Origin of the sequence: Rossellomorea arthrocnemi (assembly GCF_904424705.1) — a bacterium.
GTDB classification, from domain to species: Bacteria; Bacillota; Bacilli; order Bacillales; family Bacillaceae_B; genus Rossellomorea; species Rossellomorea arthrocnemi.
On sequence record NZ_CAJGBF010000015.1, the window covers coordinates 25284 to 40568 of the forward strand.

The window sequence follows — 15285 nt, forward strand, 5'->3', positions numbered from 1 at the left end:
GAGTCACCTCGCTTAATCTTTAACAATCATATAAATCACTTTATACAGAGGGACGGACCTCACCGATAATTCGTAGGAAACTTGTGAATCAAGGGCAATGGTTCGTCCGTTCACACGAATTCGGTGATTCGTCCCCTTGCCTGTTTGAAACCGTAATGAGCTCCCGATCGTTTGATGGATCCCCGTCATATACACCCAGCCATCTTTTATATACGTAGTATCTCCGGCATGATCCGGGACGCCTGCTCCGAACGTTTTGAATCGGGTCGAAGTCAACAGAATGGTTTCACCCTGAATATGAAAGAATTCTTCCCAATCTTCTTTTTCAACAGAATGGGTCCAGCGTATGGAAAATTCTTTTTGTTTTAAAAAGGGATGAACGACTATCGTTTGATTTTGATAGGATAAGAGCATTGTGTTTAGCGGGATAAAGGACGACAGTGAAAAAAGGAGGAAAATAAGGACACCGACTATTCTTCTTTTCATAGATAGAAAGAAGAGGGCATCAGAATGGATGCCCTTTCCGTATTATTCCAGTAATCCTTTTTCTTTATAAAACTTTTTGGCTCCCGGGTGAAGAGGTGCTATGAGGCCCTTCGCCATCTCGTCCCGGTCAACTTCTTTAAGGGGAGCGACTGCCACTGCATCCGTTCCTAAGTAATCATAGTAACGCTTTGTCAGGTCGTATACGGTGTCTTCGCTTAGATCTTTTGATACGATCAGCATATTTTGAATCCCGACGGTTTCGACTTTTGAATCCAGGTTGTATTTCGCTTCGTCACCTGAATCAATGGTGAACGTTTTGTAGAATGGATACTTCTCCATTAGCTTTTCAGCAAGATCTCCTTTGATTTCAACAAACGATACCTCATTTTGCTGCATAAGATCTGTAATATTACTGTTTGGTACTCCTGATGTGAAGAATGCAGCATCAAGCGTACCATTCTTCATTTCCTGTACTGAATCCGCGTACCCTGTATGGGTGACTTTTTCAAGGTCATCATACGTTAAGCCGGCAGCTTCCAAAACTTTCTTCGCACTTTGTTCCACACCGGAACCTACTTGACCGACGCCTACTTTCTTACCCTTTAAATCTTCAATACTTTTAATTCCGCTATCAGACATCGCCACTACCTGAACCACGTTTTGATACATGCCTGCCAGTGCTTGAACGTCTACTTTACTGCCTTCGAATTGTCCTTTTCCTTCAACGGCATCATATGCCACATCACTCATGACGATGGCCATTTGATTTAAACCGTCTGTAATGTTCTGGATATTGGCAACAGAAGCTCCAGTCGATTCTACTGTTACATTTCCGATGGAATCACTTTCTTCAAAAATAGGTTTTAACGATCCACCAATCGCATAATAAGCACCGGATGTTCCACCTGTCCCAAATACGACTGATTGGCTGGAAGAATCACCACCGCTGCCCGAATCGTCTCCACTTGCTCCATCACTGCCACAAGCAGCCAATAGGATGGAGACGATGGCTATTATTGAAATCCATTTGAATTTTTTCATCATTTCGTCCTCCTTTGGTTTACCTGTATAATATGGTAACGCTTACATATTAAAATTAGAATATTTAGAACTTAAAGGACGTTTTGGTCTTTTTGGTCTTAGTTTGAAAATGAAAAATGGATAAGGCAAAAATACCTTATCCGTTTTTCCACTGATAGCGATTGACCGGTCTCCCGATACCGCCATATTCAATTAATATAAGGACCCGGTCTGATTTCAGGAGGTAGTCTAAGTATCTCCGGGCGGTTACCCTGGCAATTCCGATTCCTTCCGCCGTCTCTTCAGCAGACAGGGGGGTGGATTGATCGGATAGAAATTGAATGATTTGCTGAAGGGTTTGTGCGTTCAGTCCTTTCGGCAGTTCCACATTATGTTTGTCAACTCTGGAAGTAGCAATGCCTCCCAGGAGTTGATCTATCTCACGCTGTCCAATCATTCCTTCCCCTGATATTTGATGTTTAAATGCCCGATACTTTTCGAGAGCCTGTTTTAACCGTTCAAACTTGAACGGTTTGATGATGTAATCAACCACTCCCAATCGCATCATATCCCGGATGGTTTCTTTGTCTTGTGCTGCTGATATGACAATGACATCCACGTCAGTGCCCTGATGCCGAAAAGCCTGTAAGGTTTCAATTCCGGTTTGTCTGGGCATGAAATTATCCAGAAGTACAAGATCAGGTTGGTGAGAAGAGACCTTTTCTGCGCCTTCTTGTCCGTTTCCGGCAATGGCACACACCGTAAATCCCGGTACCCGTTCAATGAACATCCGATTTACCTCCTGAACCATCGGGTCATCCTCAATGAGGAGCACGTTTATTGGTTTCGTCATAAGTGTTCCCTCCATTCATGGGAAAGGTAAGATGAAAAAGTGTTCCTTCCCCAGGTGTTGATTTTACTTTAATATGGCCGTTCGATTTCTTCACAATGCTGTGAATTAAGTAGAGTCCGATCCCCGATCCATCTGTTCCTTTGGTCGTAAATCCATTTTTAAATAACTGGGGTGTCTGTTCCTCGGATATCCCGATTCCATTATCCTCTATTTCGATATGGAATGTTTCCGGATCTTCTTTTAAATAGACATGGACAGTCTTTGAGTCTTCCTTTACTTCTTTTAAGGCATATAAACTATTTTCAATCAGATTTCCTAAGAGAATCACAAAATCATGTTCATCCAGGAGGGAAGGGAGGGAGGTAAGATAACTATCGGGATCAATTTGCACCCCTATTCCCAATTCCCGTCCGCGCCTGATTTTACCCAAAAGCAAACCTGTTAATCGATCAAGCTTGATTCGTTCGGCTAAGAATACCGAGAGATCCTCTTCTTCCCGGGAAGAGTGGAAAATATAATCAAGAGCTTTCTCATTTTCTTCAAGTTGTATCAGGCCGGCGACGGTATGTAATGTATTCTGATGTTCATGGTTTTGTACTCTTAATGCCTCGACGAATTCTTTGACACCGGTCAGCTCTTCTGCAAGCTTGGTCATCTCTGTTCGATCCTGAAACACGGCAACGGCCCCCACCATATTTTCATTTACCAATATGGGAACCCTTGAACTAAGGATAATTCTGTTGTTTAAAGTCATCTCTTCATGATACACAGGTTCCCTGGTTCTCAGAACGTCAGGTAGTTTAAAGGATGGGAGTACTTCATGGATGGACTTTCCGGCCGAATTCCCTTTAATGAATAATATTTCTTTCGCCTTTTCATTGAAGACGGTAATTTTCTGCTGATTATCAATTGCGATGATTCCTTCATTCATGGCTTGAAACGCAGCCGTACGTTCCACAAGAAGTTTGCCGATTTCATGGGGCTCGAGCTGAAAGGTGTCTTTTTTGATTTGTCTCGCCAGCAACCAGGAACCCATCATTCCGAATAGAAGGGTGATCGCTCCTATAATCATCAATTCATTTTTTAGATTGCTCATAATATCAACGGTGGAAGGGAGAACAATACCTACAATGACTACACCGATTTGTTGATGATCAGGGTTCATGACAGGCACGAATCCTCTCACGGCTATGCCGATCTCTCCTTTAGCCGTTGAGACATAACTATGTTCGGCAAAGGCGGGACCTTCATCTTTCCCGGCGGATATGGTGCCGAGCTGTTCTTCGGACGGATGGGAGTAACGAATGCGATTCATGTTGAGCACAAGGATATAGTCCGATCCATTTACGGTCCTGATGTTTTCCACCACCGGCTGAATTTCCTTCCATCCCTGGGAATCTTCCAGGTGGCTTTGAACGGTAGGAAGGTTGGCTACTGTTCTGGCAGTAATAAGGGCCTGGTTCCCTAATTCCTCTTTTTTCATCTCAATCGCTTTTCCGACAAAAATAATAAATCCGATCAATAGGGCAAATAAGACAACTCCGAAGGATAATATTGTCATTTTCCAGCGAATAGGCATTTGTTTTCGATTCATTCTGAATATTCCTTCCTCTTTATTCAAAGTTATTGTACCATTTTTACTAGAATCTGAAAGAGGAGGGTTCCGCTGATGAGAACCTTTTTGTTCATCGGTTTGTTTATCCTGACAGGGATTGTGACCGCCTATGTGGTTGGGTTTCAATCACGGGATGGATTTTCCGCAGAGTATGACGATGATCAAGAAAAGATGAGGGATCAAATTGTCATCAAGGTGAGTCATGTCGTGTCGGAAAATACCCCTAAAGGAAAAGCAGTCAGGCGGTTTAAAGCTCTTGTAGAAGAGAATACGAGGGGAAAAGTGAAAGTGGAAATCTATCCGAACGGATCACTTTATACGGATATCAGTGAATGGAATGCCCTTAAGAATAATAATGTTCAAATGATCATTCCGGCCACATCCAAAGTTTCTCAGTACGTTCCTGAGTTTGGACTATTTGATTTACCCTTTGCTTTTACTAGTTATAGCCAGGTTCAACAAGCTTTTGAAGGGGAAATTGGAGAGTATTTACTCGAAAAAGCAGAAAAACGTGAACATATCAAGGGTGTCACCTTTTGGTATAACGGATTTAAACAAATGACGAATAGCAAACGTCCTTTAATAACTCCCACTGACTTTAATCGGTTACACTTTCGAACAATGCCAAGTGAAGTCATAAAGAAACAATACCAAATGATGGGGGCGGCTGTAAGTGATCTCCCATTTAATAAAACCTATGAAAATCTGGATGTAGGCTTTATTGATGGACAGGAAAATACGATCTCCAATATATACTCTAAGAAACTCTATGATCATCAATCCTATCTTACCGTCAGTAACCACTCGTACTTGGGATATGTCGTGTTAATGAATGAAGAATTTTGGAGTGAATTACCTGAAGAGTACCAGAAAGAAATTAATGAGGCTATGGGTCAAACTACAGACTGGATCCGCCGTCATTCTATAGAAATGAATGACGAGCAAATGCGTGAACTAAAGAGAAACACCGATTTGGATATTCATATTCTGCTGAATTCAGAGAAAGAAGAGTGGAAGGAGGAGCTTTCTCCTTTGTATGAGGAATATGAAGATGTCTTTGGTGAGGAATTGATGGGGGAAATTAGTGAAATAAACGGGAGACCAAAGTAACGTCTGCCGTTCTTCATTTAAAGGGATATGAAATTAGGATCCTTTTGTCCATGAGTAGGGGGATACAACTTGAGGAATTGTTCGTTAAAGGGGAAAGAGTGGGTAAGATGTATAAGATTATTGCTCCATCCCCACCCGCCGCTTTACTTTATGAAGATCTTTCTTGTGATCCCAGTTTTCTTTCACTAAAATCGTGATGTTATCTTGGGTGTCCTGCTGGTTTTCTTCGAGTACTGTCATTCTGGATTCGAATTTGTCCATGCGGTTTTCGAGCTTGTCCATACGATTTTCTAACCCGTCCATGCGTGTCTCCAGACCATCCATGCGGTTCTCCAATCTTTCAAAGCTGGTATTCACATTTGATTCAAAACGAGTCATTTGATCCTGTAATTCTCTTATGGCTTGTAGAATCTGATCCATAGTAGTTGTCATCTCCTTGTCTATCCAGTATAACACAGAATCTGGGAATATTACCTTCACAATCACTGGAAAAAATCTTCCCCAAACATACGGTTTTGCTAATAAATATGGTAATATAAGAAAATGTAAAGAGTGAAAAATCACGTAACACATTACATAGAGTTAGGAGAATGAACAATGAGTAAAACATTAATTTTCGGACACAAAAACCCGGACACAGATACAATTACATCTGCACTCGTTTATGCTGATTTGAAATCAAAGATCGGCATGGATGTTGAGCCTGTACGTTTAGGTGAAGTGAACGGTGAAACCCAATATGCCCTTGATTACTTTAAGGTCGATGCACCGCGCTTAGTCGAGAAGGTTGCGGCTGAGACGGATACAGTCATCCTTGTGGATCACAACGAGCGTCAGCAAAGCGCAGAAGACATCGAGGAAGTACGCGTTCTTGAAGTCATCGACCACCACCGTATCGCAAATTTTGAAACAGCAGATCCTCTATACTACCGTGCTGAGCCGGTTGGTTGTACGGCAACGATCTTAAACAAGATCTATAAGGAAAAAGGAGTAGAGGTTACGAAGGAAATGGCTGGACTGATGCTTTCAGCGATTATCTCTGATTCTCTACTATTTAAATCTCCGACATGCACGGACGAAGATGTAGCAGCAGCCAATGAACTGGCTGACATTGCAGGAGTTGACCCGCAAGTGTACGGTTTGGAAATGCTGAAAGCAGGCGCGAACATGAGCACAAAATCAGTGGCTGAACTTGTGACCCTTGATGCGAAAGAATTCTCCATGGGTAATGCAAAGGTGGAAGTGGCTCAAATCAACGTTGTCGATACGAATGATGTATTCGGACGACAGTCTGAAGTGGAAGCAGCCATGGAAACGATGATCACGGAAAAAGGACTGGATCTATTCCTTCTTGTGGTTACGGACATTTTAGAAAACGACTCTACGGCGTTGGCACTTGGAAGCAAAGCGGCTGAAGTTGAGAAAGCATTCAACGTGACGCTTCAAAATAATACGGCATTGTTAAAAGGTGTTGTATCTCGTAAGAAGCAGATCGTGCCTGTGTTGACGGATGCGATGAAATCATAAAGGGGAAGGAGCAGTCTTTGGGCTGCTTCTTTTTTATTATAAGGGTGTTAGCGAGATAATCTTTTATTCAAAGGGAGTCGTTTTAGATGAAATTCAAAAAAATCCATCACATTGCTATTATTTGCTCGGATTATGCCAGGTCTAAAGACTTTTATGTCAATAAACTTGGGTTTGGTGTAAAGGAAGAGGTTTACAGAGAAGAAAGAGCTTCCTATAAGCTAGATCTAACACTAAACGGTGAATATATAATCGAACTCTTTTCGTTCCCCGGAGCACCTATACGGCCGAGTTATCCGGAAGCTCAAGGGCTTCGCCATTTAGCGTTTGAAGTGGAAGATATAGAAGAGTCCGTAAAGGAGTTAAATCAAAAAGGAATTGAAACGGAAGAAATAAGGTTAGATCCGTATACCCATAAACAGTTCACGTTTTTTGAAGATCCGGATGGACTGCCATTGGAGGTATATGAAAACTGACAGAGGTCCGTCCCTCAAAAAAAGAGCACTTCCCATTAAGAGAAGTGCTTTCCAAAGGTATTGTAATTTGTCGTTAAGATTATTAAAACATAGATTTGAAATGTATGTATTGACGACCAGAGTCTATTTGAGCAAAATTAAGGTATTTTACCTAAGAAAATTGCTTGGATTCTGATAATATATAAATATATTAATATTTTGCAGGATAGGGGGATTGATAGTGAATTATTCGATTATTGGGACCAAGATAAGGGAAGTGAGGAAGGCTATCGGGTTAACTCAAGGTGAATTAGCCGATGGAATCTGCACTCAGGCTTTGATTAGCAGAATGGAGAAAGGAGATATTTATCCCAGTGCTACCTCCCTCTATCAGATTTCAACAAAACTCGGGGTGGATGTAAACTACTTTTTTGAAATCGGAATGACTCCCCGTCTTGATTACATTCAAGAAGTGGAAAGACAACTTCGTAAATTACGGATTAAACATCAATATATTGAAATGATGGAAATGGTAAAAAACGAAGAGAATAATCCATTATTCAAGGACAATGCAAATGCTCAACTACTTTGTTGGCACAAGGGAATCTATCAATTTGAAGTTATAAAAGATCAAGATACTGCCTTTGACCTTTTACAGAAGGCATTTCAACTGACAGCTGACAGTAAAAAAGCATTTTCAGAGAGAGAAATGGAAATCCTTCTCACACTAGGTGCTTTTCATTTCAGTAATGAAAATTATCAAAAGTCCCTCTGTTATTATTCTGAAGTAAAGACTGCATTATCTACTGGAGATTGGCTGCAGGATAAATCTATCAAAACCAGACTCCTATATAACATTGCAAGAGTACACACAAGACTTGGAGATTACGAGGAATCCATTCAATATTGTAAAAAGGCAATAAAATGGATTATTAAAGAAGAGCATATGTATGGGTTTGCTCAACTCCATTACCATTTAGGATATAACTTTGAGCTTAAAGGTGAGTATGAAGAAGCTCTTCCCTATTTTGAAAAAGCAGCCACTTTTTTTGAAATTCAAAATAATTTAGAATTTGTCCGATTTATTAGAGGGAAAATAGAACAACTTAGGATTGAAGCAGGAAAAACATCTTCCCAAAAAAAGAGCACTTCCCACTAGGAGAAGTGCCATCAAAAGGTATTGTAATTTGTCGTTAACTATATTTAACCATAATGAGGAATTCCATGTAAAAGCATCCTCGGTCAGTGAGCTGAGACAGAATCGGTTTTCTCTGCTTAATCGACATGTTCTCTGGAAAAATATAAAGATATTAATATATTGAGGAGGTGGGGGTTTGGATTACTCAATCATTGGTAAAAAGATAAAGGAGTTAAGGAAGGCTGTTGGGTTAACGCAAGGTGATTTAGCTGAAGGGATTTGTACACAAGCTCTGGTCAGCCGCATGGAAAAAGGAGACATTTATCCAAGTGCCACGGCTCTTTATCAAATTTCTGAAAAACTTGGGGTAGATGTAAACTACTTCTTTGAAATCGGAACAACCCCACGACTGGACTATGTGAAGGAAGTCGAGCGCCAATTGAGATACTTCAGAGTGAGGTTAATGTACGATGAAATGATTGAAATGGTAAGGACAGAAGAGAAGAATCCCCTCTTTTTTCGAAATGAAGCCAATCTGCAACTGTTATACTGGCATAAAAGTATTCACATATTTGAAGTGGAAAAGGACCAGGAGGCAGGATTAGCTCTTTTAGAAAAGGCACTTTCACTCACTATGAATGAAAAGCGGGCACTGACAGAGAGAGAAATAGAAATACATATGACACTGGGGGCTTTCGAATTCGGAAGGGGAAATTTAGAGAAGTCTTTGGAGTTATATGAGGAAGTTAGCTCAGCCCTGCAATTTAGTGCGCAACTTCATGATAAATCCATAAAAACGAGATTACTTTATAATATTGCCCGTACTTTAACCAGGTTAGGAAAGTATAAAGAGTCGAATTCCTACTGCGATCAGGCGATTAAATGGTGTTTGGAAGAGGAACATTTATTTGGCCTTGGTGAGCTTTATTATCATACTGGGTACAATTATGAACTAGAGGGAGAATATAAAAAAGCTTTATCTTACATCGATAAAGCCATATTGATATTTGATATGTATAAAGATAATCGCTACCGTCAGTATCTTCAAAAAAAGCAAGATGATATTTCAAAAAAAATAGGAATCTTATGAAATAACCTCCTCATTGGAGCTTCATGATACCTTAATGGGTTCGTGAAGCTTTTTTATTTCATACATCTTGCATGTCCTTCATAAAGATAAATGTAGAGGAGGAGTGTTGGATGTATGAGAAGAAAAAGCCCGGTTCCTCTAATGATCGCTGCAGTGGGGGCAATCATCCTATTGGTGGCTCTATTCACATTTATCGGAAAAAGCCAGGACCCTGATACACCTGAAGAAGTGATCGAAGAGTTTTATAACTTTGAAAAAGATGGTGACTTCGGCAATGCGTGGGAGCTATTTCACTCGGAGATGCAAAACAAGTTTCCAAAATCTTCTTATATCCAAACTAAGAACCATGTATTCATGGGGCATATGGGGGTAGATGAGTTTGATGTAGAAGTGGGAAACATTGAAAAGGTGAAGGAGTTTACGTTTAATGACGAAGGGGTTCAGTTTAAAAATGTCAGAAAAGCTGAGGTGCACATGTCTTTTGATAGTCAATTTGGTGAGTTAATGATAACTCAAACTTGTTATGTTGCCATTGAAGAAGGGGAATGGAGAATATTGTGGAATTATAATTTCTGAAAAATGATTAAAAAATGAACTAATTTGGTTTTATCCGGAAATTTTCGGGTAAAAAGAAACTAATATTTTTACAAAGGAGGTCATTAGCTGTGTCGCTGCTCTATTATAAGGCTAGGGAAGCCTATGAACTGGATGCAAAGGTTTCTCAATCCCAAGTGACAAGATTGAGAAAATTTCGCAGAACAAAGCCCGCTCCTGTTGTCAAAAAGAGATAGCTAATGGTTCCTTGAGAGGATAATGAATGACAAAAAGCCACGTTCAGTCTAAACTATTTTTTAGACTGTTTTTTTTGTTTAAGTGGGCTTGGTTAAGGGTGTGAAGTTCGAAAAAAGTCAGGAATCAACTGATTCCTGACTTTTTTAATCGAGATCTTCCCCAATGATACGGACTTCCCGTTCAAGCTCTACTTCAAACTTTTCCTTCACTGTTTTTTGAACATGTTCAATCAGTGAAATATAATCAGATGCTGTTGCGTTATCTTTATTTACGATGAAGCCGGCATGCTTGGTGGATACTTCTGCACCTCCGAAGTTCGTACCCTGAAGCTCACTGTCCTGGATAAGCTTTCCGGCAAAGTATCCCGGCGGACGTTTGAAGACACTTCCACAGGATGGATATTCAAGTGGCTGCTTGGATTCCCGTTTGTACGTTAAATCATCCATAATGGCTTTGATGTCTTCATAGGCCCCCGGCTGAAGACTGAAAGTGGCTTCTAATACAATATCCCCTTTTTCAGAAATATTACTGTGACGGTAATCAAGCTCTAATTCTGCAGCTGTGCGTTTCACCAGATTCCCTTCACGATCGACGACATAGCAATAATCAAGTACATCCTTGATCTCTCCACCGTACGCACCAGCGTTCATGAACAGTGCACCGCCTACTGTACCTGGGATTCCGCAGGCAAACTCGAGGCCTGACAGTTTCTCGGCCAAAGCGCGTCTTGACACATCAATGATTGCGGCGCCACTTTGAGCAACAATCAGCTGATCGGTTGCTTTCATTTCCTTGAAATTCTTTAAATGAAGGACAATTCCTCTAATTCCCCCATCCTTTACGATCAAATTCGATCCGTTTCCCAATAACGTAAACGGTACATCGACTTTATTGGAAAGCTTCACTATGTTTTGAACTTCTTCATAAGTGGTTGGAGTCAAGAAGAAGTCAGCTCTTCCCCCCAACTTCGTATACAAATGATCCCTTAACAATTCGTCACGCTTAATATTATCGGAGTGCATGACTTTTGATAATTCTTCAAACACTGTTTCTTTATTATACATTTTATATCAGTCCTAAATAGTAATTTTCGACTCCATTAATCAATCCTACCCAACCATTATATGACGAAAACCCATGAAAGTTAAATGGTTTCCGTGGGGAGTGGTTAATATCAGTCTATTGGGGGAATATACTTCTCTATAAATAAGAAAAAGAACCCCCAAATTGGAGGTTCCTGGGTTTGCCGGCTATTTTAAGAAACTAAATGACTTAGCTACATTCGAGATGAGGTTTGTAATGAAAGCCCGGTTTTCTTTCTTCCCCTGTCCAGGATTCGTTCCATCGTTCTTTTTAAGTTTGATTGAGTACTTACCAAATCCACTGTCCTGTTCTCCGAGGAACTTATATTTTCTGGCATCCTTAATGTAATTCTGAGCTTTCAGAGACGTTTCGAAAACAATATTCGTATGACCTTTCACAGGTGTAAAGGACCAGTTCCCATCCGCTTCTGGATCGATGGTCTTTTTCTCCATGATGTAATCAATGATCACATTACGATTCTCATCCGGTGATTGAACAATGATTTCTGAGTTCTTCACGCCGGGGAAATTTCCGCTCGCACGATAGTTATTGGTTGCCACAATGAATTTTTGGTTCGGATCTATGGCTTTTCCATTAAACTTGAGATTCTTGATGCGGCTTGAGTCTTTGTTCACCAGAACGCCTTCAGCATCGTACTTAGAAGGTTGGGTTACATCGATTTCATAGGTGACGCCGTCAATCACATCAAAGTTATAGGAGCGGTAGTCACCGTTCACAAGGTTTTGTTCCTCTGATTTAGAAGGATCGATTTGATTGAATTGTCCAGAAGACATTTCCAGCCATTCTTTCACGTCAGCACCTGTAAGCAGCACGGCTTGTAGTGTGTTTGGATAGAGGTACAGGTCAGATACGTTCTTAATCGCGATTTCACCCGCAGGGATGTCTGTATAATAATCAGGATTCGCACGTGTACCCGCTTTGAAAGGGGCTCCTGCAGATAGAACCGGGATACCATCATATTCTGTCCCTTTAATATACTTTTCGATATACCATTTCTGGGCATTCGTCACGATCTGTACAGATGGATCATCACTCACTAATGCAAAGTAACTGTTGATTGGGGATGTCGTCTCACCAACTGCACTGCGGACCCATTCAATCGTCGCCTCGTGCTCTTCTTTCACTGCGTCGAGGATGCTTTGGTCTGCCTCAACAGCTGGTGTTCCGTCTGGATTTAGAATAGAGCGGGTGGAAGCCTGCGTATTCGTCACATTCCATTTCCCGTCTTTTAATTCAAGTTCAAGGTCAACCAGTCCGAGATGATCTCCCCAGGAACCAGGCATAACCGATCCGACACCATTGATCGTTCCTTTCTTCACGTCTACCCCTTCAATCCCACTATACGAATCAGAAGGGAAGACCCCATGTGAATGGCCAAACAAAATCGCGTTGACTCCCTCTACTTTAGAAAGGTCATATGTTGCGTTTTCCTCCATGCCCTCTTGGGTCACATTCCCGATACCGGAGTGAGGTATGGCAACGATCACGTCGGCTCCTTCAGCTTTCATTTGAGGAACGTATTTGTTAGCTGTTTCTATGATATCTTTTACGACCACTTTTCCTTCAAGATTTGCTTTGTCCCACTGCATGATCTGAGGAGGGACAAATCCAATAACTCCTACTTTAATGGAATGTGATTCACCATCTTCATCGACAACAGTTCGATCAAGAATTTCATAAGGTTTAAAGAAGTTTTTATCATTATCGGGATTCCCGTCTTTATCGTCTACGTACACATTGGCGTTCACATATGGGAAGTTTGAACCTTTCAGTGATGTGCCCAGGAAATCAAGTCCATAATTGAATTCATGGTTTCCGATGTTTCCGGCATCATAGTTTAATAGATTCATCGCTTTGTAAACCGGATGTGTTTCCCCATCTTGCAGAGGATCCTCTTTCGCTACATAATCACCAAGGGGATTTCCCTGGATCAGATCTCCGTTATCGAACAATAAAGAGTTCTGAGATTCAGCACGGGCTTGCTTAATCAAGGTCGCCGTTTTGGCTAGTCCATATTTATCTGTTGCTGTATCCTGATAGTAATCATAGTTTACGAGGTTCACGTGGATGTCAGTTGTTTCAAGTATACGGAGTTTTACAATATCTTTGTCCATGACATCAGCATATGTAATCGAAGGAGTGGCTTGTGGAATCAGAAGGCCAAGGACTAAAGCAGTACCAACAATGACTTTTTTCTTTTTAGCGGTTTTTTTCAACGGAATCTCCCCTATATATGTATTTACTGCCAAACAATTACATGCTAGCACATCCATCTGAAAGGAAAATGATTAAAAAGTATGGTTTATTAGAAAAATGTAAAAGTTTTGTTGAGAGTCCCCAGCTCCGATTTGCTTGTTTACTTTTAGCAGTTTTATAAGATAGGATAGAACGTATAAAAAATATGCTATAACATCTATTCATCCACTAAAATATACAATTAAATAAAAAGAGAGGAGGAAGCAAGTTGGCTCGATTATACACCGCATTAATTGGTTTAAGCCTGATCTGGGGTATGTCTTTCGTTTTCATTAAATGGTTGGTTGAACCTGCGGGAGTGTGGGGGACGGTGTTTTTACGGTGTCTGGCTGGGGCCCTCATACTTCTTCCGATTTTCTTCCTGCAGAGGAGAAAGGAAGGAAAGAAACCACTTCCTTTTTGGAAACTGTTTGTTGTGGGAATAGGGAATGCCGCGCTGCCTTGGACCCTGATCGCCTTAAGTGAAACGCAAATCAACAGCAACACTGCTTCTATCCTGAACGCGACTACACCGATTTGGACTGGGCTGGTTGGATTTTTATTCTTTTCCGTTGTGTTGACGGGGTTTCAATGGATCGGCATCGGCGTCGGATTCATCGGTATCCTCGTGCTGATGAACTTTGAAGTGAGCGGCATCCTTTCGTCTGATTTTGTAGGGGTGGGAACGATGGTACTGGCAACGATGAGCTATGCGCTTGCTTCCCAGTTCACTAAAAAACACCTTGCAGGAACAAGTGTGGTCGTGATTTCCACTTTTCAGCTGTTGATCGGGGCCGCGGTAGGGTTTGTGGGGATGATGATCACAGATCCAATCTCTGTCGGGGATTTAGTATCAGGTGAGGTCATTCTGGGGATTTTAGGACTAGGCTGCCTTGGGTCCGGAGTGGCGACACTCCTTTATTTCTACATCATGACCAACGGAAGTCCTGAATTTGCGTCGACTGTGACGTATTTGATACCGGGGACTGCGATGATCTGGGGGTTCGTGCTTCTAAGGGAGCCCGTTACCCATAATCTGATAGTAGGATTGTTGATCATATTCGCTGGGGTATTCCTATCCTCCAGAAAATCGAAAAAAATCATGACGTCCCTGCCTGCAGGGACGAGGTAAGACCTTTAAACAAACGTTTGATTAACATGTTGGAACCCTTTTATAGAAGGGGTTTAGCAGACTAATCAAACGTTTGTTTAATTTATTTAAATCATAATATCTGCCTAAAAGTTTTATTTGCTATAATCGATGATGAGAATATGTACCCTGTATCTGGTTATGTAAATTTCTCAATTTAAATGGAGGTGAATGGTTATGAAATATAAAAGAGATGAATCCTATCGCTTTACTTTCTCGGAGCCCATTTCCTGTTCCTTCACCATTGTTGGAGTTGGGGAACAAACGATTCAATCCAAGGTCGCCAAAGGGGAGATTATGGATCTTAGCCCCCAGGGTTGCAAACTTCAGTCGTTGTTAGATATTCATTTAGAAAAGGAAGTCAGGCTTCAGGTAGAATTCAAGCTTGATGAAGAGTTTGCTGGAATCCTTGCCGTAGGGGTCATACAGTGGAAGAAACGAAAAGGAATTTCTCACTATCAGTATGGAATCCGGTTTGTAAAGGACGATGTTTTGAAAAATAAAATTACAGATGACTTGAAGAAATATGTGAGAAAGTAATTCGAAGCGCCTGCCTGAAACTGATAATTGGGATCCACTGACCGACTGAGTGGATCCTTTTTCCGTTGTTGATTTCAAGAGGTTTGAGTTTTTCCTCTGAATCTGATGCAAAAAATGACATATTCATATAAAATGGTTAGGATACATAGCTTAGTACAGACAAGTTAATGTGG

At 41.1% G+C, this 15285-nt stretch carries 15 protein-coding genes; 8 read left to right on the top strand and 7 right to left on the bottom strand.

The window, feature by feature from the left end:
• Window positions 1–12 precede the first annotated feature (12 nt).
• The 4 genes from BAA9072_RS17410 to BAA9072_RS17425 form a co-directional block, all read right to left on the bottom strand.
• Window positions 13–486, bottom strand: coding sequence for a DUF1850 domain-containing protein (locus tag BAA9072_RS17410; protein ID WP_201715960.1), 474 nt, complete (start codon window positions 484–486; stop codon window positions 13–15).
• Between the two features lie 42 nt (window positions 487–528).
• On the bottom strand, window positions 529–1530 hold the full coding sequence (locus BAA9072_RS17415; protein ID WP_201715961.1) for a TAXI family TRAP transporter solute-binding subunit: 1002 nt from the start codon (window positions 1528–1530) through the stop codon (window positions 529–531).
• A gap of 133 nt (window positions 1531–1663) precedes the next feature.
• Window positions 1664–2359: a response regulator gene (locus tag BAA9072_RS17420; protein WP_201715962.1), complete on the bottom strand. Its 696-nt coding sequence runs from the start codon at window positions 2357–2359 to the stop codon at window positions 1664–1666.
• Window positions 2328–3953 carry an ATP-binding protein gene (locus tag BAA9072_RS17425; RefSeq protein WP_201715963.1) on the bottom strand — a complete coding sequence of 542 codons (1626 nt, stop codon included), beginning with the start codon at window positions 3951–3953 and terminating at the stop codon, window positions 2328–2330. Before BAA9072_RS17425 ends, BAA9072_RS17420 begins: the two co-directional genes overlap by 32 nt.
• Window positions 3954–4028: 75 nt before the next feature.
• On the opposite strand from BAA9072_RS17425, the gene BAA9072_RS17430 reads away from it, so the two are divergent.
• Window positions 4029–5084: a DctP family TRAP transporter solute-binding subunit gene (locus tag BAA9072_RS17430; protein WP_201715964.1), complete on the top strand. Its 1056-nt coding sequence runs from the start codon at window positions 4029–4031 to the stop codon at window positions 5082–5084.
• Window positions 5085–5201: 117 nt separating this feature from the next.
• Here BAA9072_RS17430 and BAA9072_RS17435 read toward each other — a convergent pair whose 3' ends face one another.
• The gene (locus tag BAA9072_RS17435; RefSeq protein WP_201715965.1) at window positions 5202–5504 is read right to left on the bottom strand and encodes a hypothetical protein; all 303 of its coding nucleotides are present in this window, start codon (window positions 5502–5504) and stop codon (window positions 5202–5204) included.
• Window positions 5505–5681: 177 nt separating this feature from the next.
• Between BAA9072_RS17435 and BAA9072_RS17440 the strand changes: the two genes are divergently transcribed.
• From BAA9072_RS17440 to BAA9072_RS17460, 5 genes are all read left to right on the top strand, one after another.
• The gene (locus BAA9072_RS17440) at window positions 5682–6611 is read left to right on the top strand and encodes a manganese-dependent inorganic pyrophosphatase (RefSeq protein WP_201715966.1); all 930 of its coding nucleotides are present in this window, start codon (window positions 5682–5684) and stop codon (window positions 6609–6611) included.
• A gap of 86 nt (window positions 6612–6697) precedes the next feature.
• Window positions 6698–7084: an SMU1112c/YaeR family gloxylase I-like metalloprotein gene (gene gloA2 / locus BAA9072_RS17445; RefSeq protein WP_201715967.1), complete on the top strand. Its 387-nt coding sequence runs from the start codon at window positions 6698–6700 to the stop codon at window positions 7082–7084.
• Window positions 7085–7304: 220 nt separating this feature from the next.
• Window positions 7305–8222 carry a tetratricopeptide repeat protein gene (locus BAA9072_RS17450; protein WP_201715968.1) on the top strand — a complete coding sequence of 306 codons (918 nt, stop codon included), beginning with the start codon at window positions 7305–7307 and terminating at the stop codon, window positions 8220–8222.
• Between the two features lie 175 nt (window positions 8223–8397).
• Complete coding sequence (locus BAA9072_RS17455; RefSeq protein ID WP_201715969.1) at window positions 8398–9291, top strand: helix-turn-helix domain-containing protein; 894 nt, start codon at window positions 8398–8400, stop codon at window positions 9289–9291.
• Between the two features lie 114 nt (window positions 9292–9405).
• Complete coding sequence (locus BAA9072_RS17460; RefSeq protein ID WP_201715970.1) at window positions 9406–9867, top strand: hypothetical protein; 462 nt, start codon at window positions 9406–9408, stop codon at window positions 9865–9867.
• Between the two features lie 359 nt (window positions 9868–10226).
• On the opposite strand, the gene murB is transcribed toward BAA9072_RS17460, so the two are convergent.
• Window positions 10227–11147 (bottom strand): UDP-N-acetylmuramate dehydrogenase, encoded by a 921-nt coding sequence (gene murB, locus BAA9072_RS17465; RefSeq protein WP_201715971.1) that lies wholly within the window; start codon window positions 11145–11147, stop codon window positions 10227–10229.
• Window positions 11148–11333: 186 nt separating this feature from the next.
• Window positions 11334–13403, bottom strand: coding sequence for a bifunctional 2',3'-cyclic-nucleotide 2'-phosphodiesterase/3'-nucleotidase (locus BAA9072_RS17470; RefSeq protein ID WP_201715972.1), 2070 nt, complete (start codon window positions 13401–13403; stop codon window positions 11334–11336).
• Window positions 13404–13651: 248 nt separating this feature from the next.
• Here BAA9072_RS17470 and BAA9072_RS17475 point away from each other — a divergent pair, with 248 nt between their 5' ends.
• Together BAA9072_RS17475 and BAA9072_RS17480 are read left to right on the top strand one after the other, a co-directional pair.
• Window positions 13652–14554 (top strand): DMT family transporter, encoded by a 903-nt coding sequence (locus BAA9072_RS17475; protein WP_201715973.1) that lies wholly within the window; start codon window positions 13652–13654, stop codon window positions 14552–14554.
• Window positions 14555–14749: 195 nt separating this feature from the next.
• The gene (locus BAA9072_RS17480) at window positions 14750–15112 is read left to right on the top strand and encodes a PilZ domain-containing protein (protein ID WP_201715974.1); all 363 of its coding nucleotides are present in this window, start codon (window positions 14750–14752) and stop codon (window positions 15110–15112) included.
• Window positions 15113–15285 lie beyond the last annotated feature (173 nt).